The following is a 17,340-nucleotide window of genomic DNA, read 5'->3' as shown; positions in this document are numbered from 1 at the left end:
CAAGTATGAACATTCCAATTTCCATCATCATGGGCTCTAGTTCCGACTGGAAAACCATGAAAAAAGCAGCCGATGTGCTGGATAAATTTGGCGTAGCCTATGAAAAGAAAGTAGTGTCTGCCCACCGCACCCCAGACCTCATGTTCCGTCACGCCGAAGAAGCACGTGAGCGTGGCATCAAGGTCATTATCGCAGGAGCGGGTGGTGCGGCTCATTTGCCAGGTATGGTAGCAGCCAAGACCACCCTGCCTGTTATCGGTGTCCCTGTCCAATCCCGTGCCCTCAGCGGTGTGGATTCCCTCTATTCTATCGTGCAAATGCCTGGTGGCGTACCTGTTGCGACCATGGCAATCGGTGAAGCAGGTGCGACCAATGCAGCCCTGTCGGCTCTTCGCATTCTCTCTATTGAAGACCAAACCATTGCGACTCAGCTGGCAGATTTTGCCAAGGAGCAGGAAAAAATTGCGGAGGCGATGACAGATGACCTCATCTAAGACAATCGGAATTATCGGTGGCGGTCAGCTAGGGCAGATGATGGCTATTTCCGCTATTTACATGGGTCACAAGGTGATCACGCTGGATACTGCGGCGGACTGCCCAGCCTCCAAGGTCAGCGAGGTCATCGTCGCTCCCTATCACGATGTGGCGGCCCTCAAACAGTTGGCGGAGCGGTGCGATGTCTTGACCTACGAGTTTGAAAATGTCGACGCCGACGGACTGGACGCGGTCATCAAGGACGGCCAGCTCCCTCAAGGGACAGACCTCCTCCGCATTTCCCAGAACCGCATTTTTGAGAAGGATTTTTTGGCAAAAAAAGCTGGCGTGCAAGTCGCCCCCTACAAAGTCGTCACATCTAGCCTAGACTTAGAAGGTCTGGACCTCAGCAAAAACTATGTCTTAAAGACAGCCACTGGGGGCTATGATGGACATGGCCAGAAGGTCATTCGAGAAGAAGCGGACTTGGTAGAAGCCAGTCAACTGGCAAATACTGCTGAGTGTGTCTTGGAAGAGTTTGTGAATTTCGACCTGGAAATCTCCGTCCTTGTGTCTGGCAATGGCTCCGACTACACCGTCTTTCCTGTACAGGAAAATATCCACCGCAATAATATTCTTTACAAGACTATCGTGCCTGCCCGTATTTCAGATGAACTAGCTGAAAAAGCCAAAACCATGGCCCTGCAAATCGCAGACAGGCTCCATTTGGCAGGCACCCTCTGTGTTGAAATGTTTGTAGCAGGTCAGGATATTCTGGTCAACGAAATCGCCCCTCGGCCACATAATTCGGGGCATTATTCCATTGAAGCCTGTGATTTTTCACAGTTTGATACCCATATCCGAGGCGTTTTAGGGGAGCCTTTACCTCCTATTCGCCTGCTCTCTCCAGCCGTTATGATCAACGTCCTCGGACAAGACATGGAAGCCGTCCAAACATTTCTTCAAGAAAACCCTACCGCCCATCCCCACTTTTATGGTAAACTAGAAGCGAAGCACAATCGCAAAATGGGACATGTGACGGTGTTGGGGGAGGGTTGTGATAGTGTGTAAGATGGTGAAAATTCACTTAAAATTATTAAATATTATGGTGGTGTAAATATGAGTCGACGCATATCTGAACTTTTAACTAAGGATACAATAAAAAATATTTTGAATTCACCGGTCACTGAAAAAGTTGACTTTCGAATTGTTACAGAGCAAGCAAGGTATCCACTAAATAATGTAAAAGAAATTTTTCAAAGCTACGACCTAGCTCCCTATTATCAAAGGAACATAGTTTGGCAAAACTCAAAAAAATCGAAACTGATTGAGAGTTTTATAATTAATATTCCAATTCCATCAATTTTTTTATTCGAATATGATTATGGCAAGTATGAAATTATGGATGGAAAACAAAGGATTTCAACTATTATTTCATTTTTAGATGATGAATTTGCACTGGAATCGTTAGAATTTTTCCCTGAATATGAAGGGATGAACTTTTCAAATCTACCAGCAAATATTCAAGATATGATAACAAGAAGATATATTTCTGCAACAATATTATTGAGTGAATCAACAAAAAATGAATTTGAAAGAGAAAATATGAGGAGGTTGGTGTTTGAAAGATTAAATACTGGTGGGTTGGCATTAAATAAGCAAGAAGTCAGAAATGCATTGTATACTGGTAAATTTAATGACTTAATAAATCGTTTAGCTGAAAATAATATTTTTAAAGAACTTTGGGCACCTGCTAAAAAGGATGAGTATAATAATAGGTTAGAATATTCAGAGAAAGTAGTGCGTTTCTTTGCATATTATAGCGCTATAAATGGGGATATTACTCCTATTTCAACATCAAAACTTTTAGATTTGTATATGGAAGCGTCAAAAGATTGGACAGAGAGTGATATTGCTGAATTGGAGGGATTTTTTATTGCAGTGATAACAACTGTAAAAAGATTATTTGGTAAAAAAGCTTTTAGGTCAAGCATAAGTAAAAGCAAAGCAGAGAATATGGTTTATGATAGTACAATGCTTTTTGTTGCAAATGAACTGGATCGACTAGAAAGTTTAACTGATTTAATGTTTGAAGAAAGTAAATTTTCTATCATTAAAGAAAATAAAAGTGACTTTAATGGAAAGTATACTGCTATTTCAAATGTAAAATCTAGAGTAGGTATTTTTAAAAGGGAACTATTGGGAAATGAATAGTTTTATTCTGAGCGATAATTTTTATAATAATATAAAAAATTTCAATGATATTATTGATATAGTTGAACAGAAAAATTTTATGAAGGAAACATTACAGAAAAATTTTATTATTACTCTATATACCATTTGGGAAAATGAATCAAAAGGTATTCTTTTTAAGCATCTAGAAGAAAAGAATGAGATAATTTGTGATAATAATTTTACAGCTGTATTTTATAAGACAATTCTTAATTCAACACAATATGTCAAAGAAGAGTATATTAAATCTATTGTAAATTGGAAATTATCTATAAAAAAAGATTATTATTTTTCAAGTAATAATCTGTGGTTTAACAATTTAATTGATTTGATAAAAAGATTATATCCGGAAGCGTCAAGTGAGGAACTTCTTAAGATGAGTAACTCATTTCCCAAAATGCAACGATGCATCGAAAATTTGGAGACAGGTTCTATATCAAAATATTCAAAAAAAGGGGAGAATCCAAATGGTTTTGAAGGATATATAGATAGTTTAGTGGATAAGAGAAATAGTTTAGCGCACTCAGGAGAATGTGATGAGTATGTAAATATAGATAATATGGAAGAATTTTTTCATTTTATTGATTGTGCGTTAATACTAGTTTATCACTATCTCAATAATTTATACGTTAAAAGACTTATAAATGGTACAATACTTGTTAAGCTTAATAATATTTATGAGATAGATTTTCCAGAAGCAACTGCTAGAGTTGATTTTAATTCAAAACAAGTTGATTTCATGAACGAATATAAGATTCTAAAATCCAAATGGTTCATCAATAATAATGGAGAACACCCCGTAGAGATACTTGAAATAAGAGATGAAGTAAGACAAACGATTTCAGAGTTGCCTCCAAATGGTCATGTTGTTTTGAAAATAAAAAGCGAAAGCATTAAGTTTGAAGAAGAAAAGGAATACAAGCTTTACAATTTAAGTGGACATACTGATATTTCCAATGTATTTTTGGAGTCTGATTTTGAGAAAGATGGAATTATTGAGGTATATTTCGACTTAAATCAGGTTAATCTTTGGAATAATAATACAAATGATGATTTTGCAAAGCATTGGTACATTGAACATGATGAGTTAATTTACCCAATAGAAATACTTGAAATAAAAAATGAAGAAAGACAAACGATTTCAGAGTTACCTTCAAATGGTCATGTTACTTTGAAAATAAAAAGTGAGTATATAGATGTCAAAAGGAATAAGAAGTATAAGATTTTTAATTTATACTATTTTGATAGATTAGAAAATATTCACGCAGAAAAATCACTATTGTTTAGAATTTAGAACTGATAATTTATTTCAAAAATAAAAAATTATATTTATATGGAGTAGGAGTACATATGTTATCACGTTATTCCCGTCCAGAGATGGCGGCTATTTGGAGTGAAGAGAACAAGTACAAAGCTTGGTTGGAGGTGGAAATCCTCGCTGATGAGGCTTGGGCTGAGTTGGGTGAGATTCCCAAGGAAGATGTGGCTTTGATCCGTGAGAAGGCGACTTTTGACATCGACCGCATTTTAGAGATTGAAGAGGAGACCCGTCACGATGTGGTGGCTTTCACTCGTGCGGTTTCGGAAAGTCTTGGTGAGGAACGCAAGTGGGTCCACTACGGTCTGACTTCGACCGATGTGGTGGATACGGCTTACGGTTATCTCTACAAGCAGGCCAACGACATCATCCGTCGTGACCTTGAAAACTTTACCAATATCATCGCTGACAAGGCGCGTGAGCATAAGTACACGATTATGATGGGGCGGACCCACGGTGTCCATGCGGAGCCAACGACCTTCGGTCTTAAATTAGCAACTTGGTACAGCGAAATGAAACGCAACATGGAGCGTTTTGATGTGGCAGCCAAGGGTGTCGAAGCTGGTAAAATTTCAGGTGCAGTTGGAAACTTTGCCAACATTCCTCCGTTTGTGGAAGAGTATGTTTGTGGCAAATTGGGCATTCGTCCGCAGGAAATTTCGACTCAGGTCCTTCCTCGTGATCTTCACGCAGAATATTTCTCAGCCCTAGCCTTGATTGCAACGTCTATCGAGCGTATGGCGACAGAAATCCGTGGGCTACAAAAATCTGAACAACGTGAAGTCGAAGAGTATTTCGCCAAAGGCCAAAAGGGCAGCTCTGCTATGCCCCATAAACGCAACCCTATCGGCTCTGAAAACATGACCGGTCTGGCTCGCGTGGTGCGTGGTCACTTGGTGACGGCTTTTGAGAATGTGGCTCTCTGGCACGAACGCGATATTTCCCACTCGTCAGCGGAGCGGATTATCACGCCGGATACGACCATTCTCATCAACTATATGCTCAATCGTTTTGGTAATATTGTCAAGAACTTGACGGTCTTCCCTGAAAATATGAAACGCAATATGGAGTCGACCTTTGGCTTGATTTACAGCCAGCGTGTCATGCTCAGTTTGATTGAAAAAGGCATGACCCGTGAGGAAGCCTATGACTTGGTGCAACCAAAAACAGCACAGTCATGGGATAATCAAGTGGACTTCAAGCCCCTTCTCGAAGCGGATGAGCGTGTGACTGCCAAACTTAGCCAGGAAGAAATCGATGAACTCTTCAACCCAGACTACTATGCTAAGCGGGTGGATGACATCTTTGAACGACTTGGGTTATAAAAAATTAAAATTCTTTGGATTTTCCAGAGAATTTTTTTGTTTATTTGCGAATAAATAGGTGAAGGGGAAAACAAGCTCCTTCCGCTAGACAATCATTCGTAAGAGGATGAGCAGAAAGTCCAGCCCAGCTTCTCAGAGTTCGTATCAACATTTCAGCGCAGTGGTTGATTGGCAGATTCGTTCGTGTTTCACGCTCCAAATCTGACCTAATCAACTGTGCGGGGGTGGGAAGACGAACTCTTTAGATTGGTCGAGTTCTGTCCCACTCCCAAAATTTTACGAATAGATAAGTGTAGGGGAAGCAAGCTCACAACTTATTCAAAAAAATAAGATTTTTTCAAAAAATGAAAACTATTTGCGAATAAGTAAGTGAGAGGGAAAATTCCCCTCAAGGAGATACACACTTGTTTATTCGTAAATCATTTTCCAAATGATTTACGAATAAACAAGTGTAGGAAAAATGAAAGGAGAAGAAGGATGATTATAGCACCAGCTTTATGGATTTTATCATGGTGGAAAAAATAAGTTTGTTTTAATTTAGGGGAGTAGAGATGATAACAGTTCAACATATCCATAAACAGTTTGGAGACAAGGTTGCCTTAGACAACATTAGCTTTGACATTCAAGAAGGACAAATCTTTGGATTCTTGGGTCCCTCTGGCTCGGGAAAGACAACCATGATTAAGATTATTACCGGGCAGCTACCAGCAGATAGCGGAAAATCTTATCTACTAGGTAAAGAATCGACCCTATTGTCGCCAGAGGACTTTGAAGCAATGGGCTTGGTCAGTGATTCAAGTGGTTTCTTCGAGAAGATGACCTTGGAAAATAATTTGTTGTTCTATGCAAAATTCTTTGGTGTCAGTTCGAAAGAAGTAGAGGTTATTCTACAAAAAGTAGGATTGCTGGATAGTAAAAAGACAATTGCAGAAAAACTATCTACAGGCATGAAGCAACGAATGTTGCTTGCAAGAGCCTTAATCAATTCACCAAAAGTATTGTTTCTTGATGAGCCGACAAGCGGTCTAGATCCTACAACTTCAAAGCGGATTCATGAACTCTTATTGGAGCTAAAGGGTAAGGGGACGACGATCTTCTTGACCACGCATGATATGGCAGAAGCGACATTCTTATGTGATCAATTGGTTCTATTGAATCAAGGAAATTTGGTTGAAAAGGGAAGTCCGCAGGATTTGATTCATAAGTACAATGTCACTAAAAAAGTGAGGGTTACTTTTGAGGACGGTAGTGATCATGAGCTATTGTTTAGTGAATTGATACCTGAAAAGTTAGCTCAGGCGACAACTATTCACTCTTGTGAGCCAACTTTGGAAGATATTTTTATTCAACAGACAGGAGCAACCTTAAATGTATAAACGATTTTTAGCCTTACTTTGGCTTCGAACACAAGTCTTGGTGACCAATAAGAACATTCTATTGCCAGTTTTGATGCCCTATTTCATGTTACTGCTGTTTAAGTTTGTGATGAAAACAGATGATACCAAGGCAATGGATTTAATGGGAATTTGTTTTTCAATGGCTATTGGTATGTCAGTAGGAAGTCCTATATCAGCAATGATTTCTGAAGAAAAGGAAAAGAATAATCTGTCTACCTTGTTACTGACAGGTGTTCGCCCGAGTGAATATGTGCTGTCTATTTTGTGTTATCCTGTTGTCATTAGCTTTGTCAACCTCATTCTATTTCCAGCTATCACACAGGCTGATGTATCAGGATATGTTCTTAGCTATTCGGTTATCATGCTTTTGACATCTCTGGCTTCTATTCTAATTAATCTTTTGATCGGAGCAACTTCCCAATCTCAATCCAAGTCACAGGTTACCTCTATGCTTATCACAATGGCAGTATCTATGGGACCTAGCCTGTCTTTGATGAATGAGACAGTGGGGCAGATTTTGAAATATAGTTTTCTAGGAGCTTATATTGAATTTTTCAAAAATCCCCATTTTGAACTTTTGAATCAAGAATTCTATTACCTATTGGGGTGGATTGTCCTGATTAGTTTGGCCTTGATTCTCTATTTGGGAAATTGGAGGAAATATTTTAGGAACTCCCTATCAGGAATAAAAGAAAAAATTCAATATTCTTTATAGTATGAATAAATTAGAAAGGAGAAATTTATGGTATCAGCATTCATTATCGGTGTCGGTGTAGGAATTATTGTTTATTGTATTCAAAACTAATAGGAAATTGAAGAAAGAGTATTATATTATGAAGGAGGAGAAATACATGCTAGTAGCTGCAGTTACAGGTTTCGTTGTTGGTTATGTGGCGGCACATTATTTGAGACCATAATTGATGGTGAAATATGAGTATTAAAATTCTTTGGTTTTTCCAGAGAATTTTTCTTTTTGTTTACGAATGAATAGGTGAGGGAGTTATTGCTCATCTATCTTATTGATAAAAAGGGGAAACAATATGAATATGTTTAGGTCTATTTTTAAATCGATTATCTATAGAAGAGATGTTGCTTTGTTCTATGCCTTTGCTGGTTTACCAATCTTAGTTCCGATATTGTCTAAATTTTTAGTAGGCGTAAAAGCTGAATATACGGATAATTTTTTAGATTTTCTAGGGGCAGCATTGGCAACACAGGATGGGATTGTGTTACCAACATTGCTGTTATCCTTGATAATTTCCGCAGTTTTTAGGGATGAGATTGATAGTGGTATTCTATTTTTATATAAAGATCTGAATAGAACTCGACTTTTTAATGCAAAAATCATTAGTTTAGTGACGATGTATGCCTCTTATGTCCTTCTAACAATGCTGACAAGTGCGATTGCTTATTTTGGTTTCTTGAATGCTTCTGGAAAAGTAGTATCGGATGATTGGAATAATGTACAGTCCACTCTCCTATCTATTTTTGCAACAATTTCAATCAATGTTATCGGTATTCTATTGGTTGCCATGGTTTCTATCAAAGCCAAATCCTTACAGGCAGTTTTAGCAGGAGTTTTTTGGTCGCTGTTTACAACAACTGCACCATTTCTCATTGGAGTTCGTTATGTCGTACCGAATGGCTATGCTCAGATGAACCTTAATCAGCCACTGCTTGCATGGTCCTTGGTAGTAGCTATAACGACATTTTATATTGTTGCTATCTATCTCAAAGGCCGTTCGAACTTTGAAAAGCTGGAGTTTTAGAAATAGTTAGAAAAAGGAGTTACTTATGCTTAAAATCAATCATTTATCAAAACAGTTTGCAGGAAACGAATTTTACTCACTAAAAGATGTGAGTTTAGAGATCAATAAGGGCGAGATTGTTGGTCTGATTGGGAAAAACGGAGCTGGAAAATCCACGCTCATGAAATTAATGGCCAAGTCCCTAAAACCAAGTTCAGGAACCATTACTTATAAGGGTACGGATATTTTTAGTCAGGATAATTTGTTGGTAGACTTTGGGATTATGATTGATCCAGTCTTCTATCCAGAAATGACAGTTATGGACAATCTTAAGTTTTATTTGGACCTGCATGGGAAAAAAGACCTCTATCCAAATATTGAGAAGACTTTGAAATTGGTAGAATTATGGGAAGCTCGCAATCGGAAACCAAAGGGATTCTCGTTTGGTATGAAACAACGGACTGCTTTGGCGATTGCCTTGGTTGCGGAGCCCGATTTCCTGATCTTAGATGAGCCTTTTGTGGGCTTGGACCCGATTGGTGTTCAGAAATTGATTGATATCTTGAAGCAGTGGTCTAGTGAGCGACAAATTTCCATGCTGATTTCGAGTCACCAACTAGGTGAGTTGGAGGCCTTGTGCAGTCGCTATGTCTATATCGAATCGGGAGAATTGGCAGAGGCTTTTGAAGGCAAATCTCATCCAAGTGTGCTCGTGCAGTTGGATACGACTAAAAACCTAGATTCTGTAGAGGCTTTGCTCAATGACCATGTGGTGCTAGAGGGGGAAGTGTTAGAGATTTCCACTGCTACACCTACAAGTGAGCTAAATCAGATTTTTGGTGTGCTGGCTCGTCAAGAATTGATTGTGAAACTAGAAATGAAAGAGAATCACTTGAAAGAAATCTTTACGAAAGGGTAGTGAGTATGAAGCAAATTTTTCCAGCTATCTTTAGAACGATTTGGAAGCGAAAGGAGACGCAGATTTATCTCCTGTTCACTTTGTTTCCTTTTATTTATCTAGTCACTTCATTTATTGAAGGGTCGAATTTTATGCAAATTCATGCTAGTGAGGGGTCGGTTAGCCTTGTTGCCTTTACGAATATGATGATGAGCTCTGTGGATAGTTTTATTCTTCCTAGTTTGACCCTGTATTTCTTGGCTATCTCTGTCTTTAGGAAAGAAGTAGATGAACATACCATGTTTTTATACAGAGATCTTGGGCGGAAACAGATTTTCTGGTCTAAATATTTGGGTCTCTTAGCAACAATTGTTATTTTCTATGGTCTCTTCTTTGCGACATCTGCATTTGTACATTATGTCAGGGTAATCCATCTGCCTTTTGGTAGTCCGTCCGTTTTTGATACTAGTTTGGCAGAGAGTTTGAGTAATGTGTTTTGTATTGTCGCTTATTTGCTAAAAGATATTTTATCGGTTAGTTTGGCAACTGCTCTTTGTTTGTATCTGAAAAATATTACCACAATGGTCACAGGATTTTTGGTGACGATTACGATGATGATTTTAGCAGTTGTTGGCGGTCCAGTTGCGATGCTTTTTCCAACTAGTTATATGCCTTTGGCGAGCGAAGGTCTTACAGGAGCGGGACTTGCTTACTTAGGAGCTATTGGTGTGACGCTTGTTTACGCACTCGTATTTACTAAAATTGCTGCGAAAAAGTTCAAGAATTTGGAGTTCTAGGTATGAATAGAAGACTCGTCGGAGTGTTGTTGAAATCGCTCAATAAAACGATGTTCTTGTTTGGAATAGCGCTGAGTGTTCTTGGGGTTGGAATGAGCTTGTTCCTGCCCCAGTTTATTGGTAAGTTGCTAGATCAAACTTATTTAAGAAGTCTATTAGCACAACCACTATTACTAAGTGGCTTCATCCTTTTCTTTATATCAGTCTATACAATACAGGCTTTATCGGGCTATCTAATTGGTCGAAGTGGCAGCCAGTCTCTGAACCGTCTTCAAAAATTCATTTATCAGTCTCTGTTAAAAACATCAGTTTCAGAACTGGATCAATACCAATCAGGTGATCTTGCTAGTCGTTTGACCAATGATATGTCGGTTGTTCTGAACTTCATCACCGTTATTCTTCCAAATTTCTTGATGAATGTCCTAACTCTGGGAGGGTCTGTTTATTTTCTTTGGATGATTAGTCCCTCTCTTACCCTTATGAGTTTGTTGCTTGTTCCTCTTCTGGCTTTGATCATGGTACCTATGAGTCAAAAATTAGAAAATAGCTACGTAGATTATCAAGAGGGATTAGGAAATATTTCTAGTCGCATCAGTCATAAGTTTACTAATATTCGTTTAATGAAAGCTTTTCAAGGTGAAAAGGCTGAATTCCATAACATGGGCAGAGCATTTGACCATTTAGCTCTTAGTTTTGAAAGAATTATTAAATTTTCAGTTTTGCAACACGCATTAGTTAGTAGTCTGATGACGGGTTTTATCATCCTGGTGTTACTTGTAGCAGGTATAGAAGTGACCAAGGGTGTGATGACTATGGCAACACTGACAACATTTGTCTTATATATGATGCAATTGATTGAGCCTGTGACAGATATTGCTTCTTCCTTAAACGAGTTGACAGAGTTTCGTGCGGTTTCTAAACGCTTGGTAGAATTATTGGAATTGTACAAGGAAGAACAAGTAGATACAGAGATGGTTATTGAGAATACGGGTATTCAATTAAAGAATCTTCATTTTTCTTACCGTGAAGAACCAGTGTTGAACGGTTTATCTGTTGACATTCCTGCGGGTTCTCATGTGGCGATTGTTGGTCCAAGTGGGGCAGGAAAGTCAACTATTTTTGCCTTGCTGATGAAATACTATCAAGACTACCAAGGAGAGATTCGGATTGGTCAACAATGCTTAAGTGATATTTCAACCAAGGAGATGAGAAGATTGATTTCCTTCATACCTCAAGACAATACTCTCTTCCATGGAACGATTAGAGAAAATCTATTGTATGGAAAGAACGAGTCTGTGTCTGAAGAGCGTATTGCTCATATTCTCAAGGAGTTGGGATTGTCTCATTTAGTAGCTGAGTTGGAAGATGGTTTAGATACTCGGATTTCAGAAAATGGGACAGGTTTGTCGGAAGGCCAAAAACAACGGTTTAGCATTGCGAGAGCCTTGTTGTTAGAGCATCCTATCTATTTGTTGGATGAGGCGACAGCGAGTTTAGATACTGTCACAGAACGTGTCATTAGCAAAGCGATTGACCGTTTAACAGCTGGGAAAACAAGGCTAACCATTGCTCACCGTTTGCACACAGTGCGTGAGGCGGATGCGATTCTGGTCTTAGATAAAAATGGGCAAGTAGCCGATTATGGTCCTCACCAGCAGTTAGTGGAGAGAAATCATCTCTATCAAGATTTCTTAAGAGGCTTACCGCAAGCCAGTTAGTGAATGGGAGTCGATGGACCGACCAGTCTAAGTCTAGGGTTACCTAATAATAAAATGGAACACTAATGATTACTTGTATAATAAATAGATAGGAGAAGAGAATGAAACAAACAACATATACATTATCTTTGGGAGGAAGTGACAGAGGGAGCTCTAGAGTCTTAAAAATGGAAGAAAGGTTTGAAAAATATATGGAGGGAATCGCAGAGCGGTTACGGCGTTCTGGGAAGAGGAGTATTGACAAATGGTTTGTTCATGTGCGGATTGAGGAGTAAAGTAGCTATGAGCAAAAATCACAGATGTTTTTATAAATAATGAAAAACACATAAAATGAATTCTGTTTTACTTTCCCTTAAGTTTGGCGTGCTATACTATATCCAAGCTAGAAATAGCAGAAATACTTTTCACCTAAAGGTGTCCCTAGCTCTAAGTCGCAAGCGACAAGAGCTAGGGATCGTATAATCTCCTGGAAATACTGGACTCACTGAGTCTGGTATTTTCATTTTATGCTATAATGGTTTCATGACAAATCGAATTTTAGACATGGAACAAATGCAGGACGAGGAATATGTCGAGCGTACCTTGCGTCCACAGAAATTAAATGAATACATCGGTCAGGACAAGGTCAAGGACCAGTTGAAAATCTTTATCGAGGCGGCAAAACTCCGTGATGAAGCCTTAGACCATACTCTTCTTTTTGGTCCTCCGGGTCTGGGTAAGACCACCATGGCCTTTGTCATTGCAAACGAACTAGGGGTCAATATCAAGCAGACCAGTGGTCCCGTCATTGAAAAGGCAGGCGATTTAGTGGCCCTTCTCAACGATTTGGAGCCAGGAGATGTCCTATTTATCGATGAAATCCACCGTATGCCCATGGCGGTTGAGGAGATTCTCTACTCTGCCATGGAAGATTTTTACATTGACATCATGATTGGGGCTGGGGAGGCCAGTCGCTCTGTGCATCTGGAGTTGCCGCCTTTTACCCTGATTGGAGCGACCACTCGTGCGGGGATGCTGTCCAATCCCCTGCGGGCCCGTTTTGGTATCACTGGTCACATGGAGTATTACGAACTGGCTGATTTGACGGAGATTGTCGAGCGGACAGCGGACATCTTTGAGATGGAGATTACCCATGAAGCAGCTATCGAGCTGGCTCGTCGTTCCCGCGGAACTCCACGTATCGCCAACCGCCTGCTCAAGCGAGTGCGGGATTTTGCCCAGATTATGGGCGACGGCCTGATTGACGATAGCATTACGGATAAGGCCCTGACTATGCTGGATGTGGACCGTGAAGGTCTGGACTATGTGGACCAGAAGATTCTCCGTACCATGATTGAGATGTACGGTGGCGGTCCCGTCGGCCTCAACACCCTGTCGGTCAATATCGCCGAGGAGCGTGAAACGGTGGAGGACATGTACGAGCCTTACCTGATTCAGCAGGGCTTCCTCATGCGGACACGGACGGGGCGGGTTGCGACAGCTAAGGCTTACGAGCACTTGGGTTATCCTTATACGGAAAAATAATGGCAGAGCAGATGAGACGAGTAGCTAGTTTATTTGGAGATTGGCCTGAGGCAATTATTTGGACCTGTTTAGAAGGTGTCATGGGAGACATTTATGTTGATGACAGTCAATTGACCCAGTCAGCTCTAGCTCTCTATGGACGGCAGAGCTTCTTTAGTTTTTTAGCTGGCCAGCCACATCGAGACTTGGTAAAAATGTGTGAGGGAAAGGATATTATTTTAGTCCCTCAAAACCAGGCCTGGTCAGACTTGATAGAAGGGACTTACGGAGACAGTATCCGGTCCTTTACCCGTTATGCTACGAAAAAAGATACTAGTTTTGACCTTGGGCATTTGCAGAAACTGATTGATGCCCTACCTGAAGAGTTTGACCTGAAAGTGATTGACCGTAATCTGTATGATGCCTGTCTGGTGGAAGACTGGTCACGCGATTTGGTTGGTAATTATGCTGATGTGGAGCAGTTTTTAGACTTGGGGCTAGGCTATGTCATCTTGCATAAGGAACAGGTGGTGTCAGGTGCCTCATCCTATGCCAGTTATTCAGGTGGGATTGAGATAGAAGTGGATACTAGGGAAGACTATCGAGGTTTGGGTTTAGCTAGAGCTTGTGCTGCTCAGTTAATCTTAGCTTGTTTAGACCGTAATCTCTATCCTAGCTGGGATGCCCATACTCTGACTTCCTTGAAACTGGCTGAAAAATTGGGCTACCAATTGGACAAGCCTTATCAAGCATTTGAATGGAGATAAGATGACACCGACATTTATTTGGGATTTGGATGGAACACTTCTAGATTCGTATGAAGCGATTTTAGCTGGCATCCAGGAAACTTATGAGCAATATGAACTTCCTTTTAACCGTGAAGAAGTGAGAAAATATATTCTCCGCTATTCTGTTAAAGACTTGCTGGTGCGTGATGCGGACAAGTACGGTCTAGATAGTGATGAGCTTAATCGCGTACGAGCGACTTCCTTGAAGGAGAAAAATACGCAAATTCCTTTGATGACTGGTGCGGCGGAAATCTTGGACTGGACAGCTCAACAAGGTATTCAAAACTTTGTCTATACTCACAAGAGTGACAATGCTTTTCAGGTTTTGGAGGAGTTGGGCATTGCTCACCATTTCACAGAAATCTTGACCAGCGATTCTGGTTTTTCCCGCAAACCAAGTCCAGAAGCTCTGCTATTTCTCATCGAAAAATACGACCTGGAAAAGGAACGTACTTACTATATTGGTGACCGTCGGCTTGATGTGGAAACGGCTATTAATGCAGGTATTCATAGTATCAATCTGCAAATTGATGGCGTGGAGCAGAATTGGAAGATTGTTTCTTTATTGGACATAAAACAAGTATTAACAGATAAATCAAGTCATAACAACCTGTGAAAACGGGTGGCTTGTATACCAGCTATAAGCTGTTTCTCTCCAGCAACATCTAAAGACGTCCGCTGAACTTCGTTTAGGCTAGTGCTATGACTACTTGATTAATGCCCGTAATATCGGGCCTTTATCTTGTTATGGCTTCAAGCTATAATAAAAAACGAATCCAGCCGTCTGTTTTAAGAAGAGCATGATATGGAATTTGTGTAATATATTTGATATAATTTAAAAAGTATATTTGGAGGTGTGGTTTATGAACGATAAGGAATTTGGACAGCGTGTACGTCAATTACGAGAATCTGTTAGCATGACACGTGAACAGTTTTGTGACGATGAACTGGAACTCTCTGTGCGCCAATTAACTCGTATTGAAGCAGGTACTTCCAAGCCGACTTTTTCAAAGATTCAGTATATTGCAACTCGTTTAGGTATGGGACTTTACGAACTTATGCCAGATTACGTATCCTTACCCGAAAGATATTCCAAGCTGAAGTTTGATGTACTTCGCACCCCAACTTATGGTAATGAAGATTTGGCGGAAAAGCGAGATGCCATGATGACAGAAATCTATGACGATTATTATGATGAATTGCCTGAGGAGGAGAAGATAGCAATAGATGCGATTCAATCACGAATTGATACTTTAGAGTCAGGTACAGCAGGCTTTGGAAAAGAGATACTGGAAGACTACTTTGAACAAATTTTTCGCAAACGAAAGTATGAATTGAATGATTTGTTGATTGTTAGGCTCCATCTTGAATATGTTAGGTTATCTAGCTGTGATTCAGAAATATTTAGACAGTTTTTGAAAATTATAGAGCATTTACATGAGCAAATCAATATCATCAATTCAAATGATTTATTTGTTCTAAGGGATACATTATTATCTTGTGTAAACATTTTGGGAAGTAAAAAATATTACGAACCAATACCAAAGATATTTGACAGTGTAGATAAGATTATACAGTCGACACAAGATTTTCAGAAAAAGCCCATTGTTAGTGTATTAAAATGGAAATATGCACTTTTTGTGGATAAGGATCGGGATGAGGCTGAAAAGCATTATCTAGATGCGGTGCTATTTGCAAAATTGATAGAAAATAGAGAGTTAGAACAAAAGATTGAAGAAGATTGGAGAGTTGACAATCAATAAAGTGACATTTTTGTCCTGTTGAAGAATTGTGAAAAGCATTATACTAAACTCATAAAGATTAAAGGAGATTAGTAACATGTTTAACTATTTGAAATTTTTTGGTCGTCTTGGCGGTAACTGGGGAACATGGGTTGAAGAATAATATTATTAAAAAGGGAGTGGGACAGAACTCGACCATTCATAGAAGAGTTCGTCAACAAGTCTTTATTTCTAGTTGTTGAGCTGAAACAGTCTATTCCCATATTGTTTCACTCCCACCCCCGCACAGCTCAAACTGCCTGGGAGACAGTTTGAGGTTGGAGGTGAAGCGAACTTTGTTCGCAACAGTCGTAATGGTCAGATTTGGAGTGTGAAAAACGAATTGCTGAGATTTGCTTCGCAAATCTTATCTCCAACCTTTAACAGTCCACTGGACTGTTAAACCCAATCAACCACTGCGTTTAGATGTTGATACTAACTTTGAGAAGCGGTGCTGGGCTTTTTGCCCAATGTCATTAAGTTAAGCATTTAAGCAATAAAAGAAACTATTCTCGTCTGAGCAGTTCATGACAAAACGGGAATAGTTTTTGTATTTAGGGCGCACAAAAAGGAGGTTTTTTAACCCTATTTTTCAACTATTATGTTACTCTATAAGTGAAGCTTACAGGTACCTTGCTTTTTATCTTTCTTTGGAAGGTTCGATTGGGTCGGACGATGGATAAATGTTTGGCAATGTAAGTTTCCAATTGGAAGGAAGTGAGTTCAGCTCTAAGAAATTTTCGACAGGCATAAACAGCGTCTGAAAAACAAATTTTATAAGCCTGTTTTAACTTTGATGTTTTAATAGCAACGTATGAGGTTAGCCATTTACAAACATTAAAATTGATAAAGCGAGCGTAGATTTCTTGGAGAATCCCTTCCTTCTTTTTCGCGTGAAAATGAGTCAGACCGATGCTGTATTTTAGGTCACGAAAACTGGTCTCTATGCCCCATCTGTAAGCATAGAGATCTTTTAATTTTTCCGGAGAATAATCGGTGTTTGTCACCAAAGTTTCAAAGACTCCCGGCTTGATTTCGAGACGCACCATTCGGAAATGAAGTTCGTAAAACTGGAGTGGATCATTTTTTCGGCTAGAGCTTGGTAGAAAGTCAAAGGGTGAGTGATTAGGTAAACAGCGATAGTGATTAGGTAAATTTTGATACTGTTGTTTCATCTCATTGGTTTGTTTCCGGCAGATGTTTAGGTCAAATTTTTCATCAAAACAAGAGGTGTCAGGGAGATTAAATCCTGACTTCATAGAATGATTCCCGTCACGAATACGGATAATATAGGACCAATTTCTTTCTTGACAGTGTGCCATGACATTGTAGGATTCATACCCTCTGTCCATAATAACTAG

17 protein-coding genes are annotated in these 17,340 nt (G+C 39.5%); 16 read left to right on the top strand and 1 reads right to left on the bottom strand.

Annotated features, from left to right (window positions below; translation table 11 throughout):
* Positions 1-5: 5 nt before the first annotated feature.
* From purE to ODU50_RS08730, 16 genes are all read left to right on the top strand, one after another.
* Positions 6-494: a 5-(carboxyamino)imidazole ribonucleotide mutase gene (purE, locus tag ODU50_RS08805; protein ID WP_105153210.1), complete on the top strand. Its 489-nt coding sequence runs from the start codon at positions 6-8 to the stop codon at positions 492-494.
* On the top strand, positions 481-1,545 hold the full coding sequence (gene purK / locus ODU50_RS08800; RefSeq protein ID WP_105153209.1) for a 5-(carboxyamino)imidazole ribonucleotide synthase: 1,065 nt from the start codon (positions 481-483) through the stop codon (positions 1,543-1,545). Before purE ends, purK begins: the two co-directional genes overlap by 14 nt.
* Positions 1,546-1,593: 48 nt before the next feature.
* Complete coding sequence (locus ODU50_RS08795) at positions 1,594-2,688, top strand: DUF262 domain-containing protein (protein WP_105121292.1); 1,095 nt, start codon at positions 1,594-1,596, stop codon at positions 2,686-2,688.
* Positions 2,681-4,000 carry a HEPN domain-containing protein gene (locus tag ODU50_RS08790; protein ID WP_044769457.1) on the top strand — a complete coding sequence of 440 codons (1,320 nt, stop codon included), beginning with the start codon at positions 2,681-2,683 and terminating at the stop codon, positions 3,998-4,000. Before ODU50_RS08795 ends, ODU50_RS08790 begins: the two co-directional genes overlap by 8 nt.
* A gap of 56 nt (positions 4,001-4,056) precedes the next feature.
* A complete protein-coding gene (purB, locus tag ODU50_RS08785; RefSeq protein WP_105153208.1) occupies positions 4,057-5,349 on the top strand; it encodes an adenylosuccinate lyase in 1,293 nt (430 codons plus the stop codon).
* A gap of 551 nt (positions 5,350-5,900) precedes the next feature.
* Positions 5,901-6,725: an ABC transporter ATP-binding protein gene (locus tag ODU50_RS08780; RefSeq protein WP_105153207.1), complete on the top strand. Its 825-nt coding sequence runs from the start codon at positions 5,901-5,903 to the stop codon at positions 6,723-6,725.
* Positions 6,718-7,461, top strand: coding sequence for an ABC transporter permease (locus tag ODU50_RS08775; protein WP_044683413.1), 744 nt, complete (start codon positions 6,718-6,720; stop codon positions 7,459-7,461). The genes ODU50_RS08780 and ODU50_RS08775 overlap by 8 nt, the downstream gene beginning before the upstream one ends.
* A 325-nt stretch (positions 7,462-7,786) precedes the next feature.
* A complete protein-coding gene (locus tag ODU50_RS08770) occupies positions 7,787-8,515 on the top strand; it encodes an amino acid transporter (RefSeq protein WP_105153206.1) in 729 nt (242 codons plus the stop codon).
* Positions 8,516-8,540: 25 nt separating this feature from the next.
* The gene (locus ODU50_RS08765; RefSeq protein ID WP_105153205.1) at positions 8,541-9,413 is read left to right on the top strand and encodes an ABC transporter ATP-binding protein; all 873 of its coding nucleotides are present in this window, start codon (positions 8,541-8,543) and stop codon (positions 9,411-9,413) included.
* 5 nt (positions 9,414-9,418) lie between these two features.
* Positions 9,419-10,189, top strand: coding sequence for a hypothetical protein (locus tag ODU50_RS08760; RefSeq protein WP_105153204.1), 771 nt, complete (start codon positions 9,419-9,421; stop codon positions 10,187-10,189).
* Between the two features lie 2 nt (positions 10,190-10,191).
* Complete coding sequence (locus ODU50_RS08755; protein ID WP_105153203.1) at positions 10,192-11,907, top strand: ABC transporter ATP-binding protein; 1,716 nt, start codon at positions 10,192-10,194, stop codon at positions 11,905-11,907.
* Between the two features lie 101 nt (positions 11,908-12,008).
* Positions 12,009-12,182 carry a hypothetical protein gene (locus ODU50_RS08750; protein ID WP_172013734.1) on the top strand — a complete coding sequence of 58 codons (174 nt, stop codon included), beginning with the start codon at positions 12,009-12,011 and terminating at the stop codon, positions 12,180-12,182.
* Between the two features lie 247 nt (positions 12,183-12,429).
* Positions 12,430-13,431 carry a Holliday junction branch migration DNA helicase RuvB gene (gene ruvB / locus ODU50_RS08745; protein WP_105118966.1) on the top strand — a complete coding sequence of 334 codons (1,002 nt, stop codon included), beginning with the start codon at positions 12,430-12,432 and terminating at the stop codon, positions 13,429-13,431.
* Positions 13,431-14,177 carry a GNAT family N-acetyltransferase gene (locus ODU50_RS08740; RefSeq protein WP_105153202.1) on the top strand — a complete coding sequence of 249 codons (747 nt, stop codon included), beginning with the start codon at positions 13,431-13,433 and terminating at the stop codon, positions 14,175-14,177. Before ruvB ends, ODU50_RS08740 begins: the two co-directional genes overlap by 1 nt.
* Position 14,178: 1 nt before the next feature.
* Positions 14,179-14,814, top strand: coding sequence for an HAD-IA family hydrolase (locus tag ODU50_RS08735; RefSeq protein WP_105153201.1), 636 nt, complete (start codon positions 14,179-14,181; stop codon positions 14,812-14,814).
* Positions 14,815-15,061: 247 nt separating this feature from the next.
* A complete protein-coding gene (locus ODU50_RS08730) occupies positions 15,062-15,961 on the top strand; it encodes a helix-turn-helix domain-containing protein (RefSeq protein ID WP_105138897.1) in 900 nt (299 codons plus the stop codon).
* A gap of 617 nt (positions 15,962-16,578) precedes the next feature.
* Here ODU50_RS08730 and ODU50_RS08725 read toward each other — a convergent pair.
* A partial coding sequence (locus tag ODU50_RS08725) for an IS4 family transposase (protein WP_398581396.1) occupies positions 16,579-17,340 on the bottom strand: 762 nt, incomplete at its 5' end.

The sequence above is a fragment of the Streptococcus sp. 2020WUSS084 genome (assembly GCF_044427445.1).
GTDB lineage: Bacteria > Bacillota > Bacilli > Lactobacillales > Streptococcaceae > Streptococcus > Streptococcus suis.
This window is presented reverse-complemented; position numbering and strand designations above follow the sequence as displayed.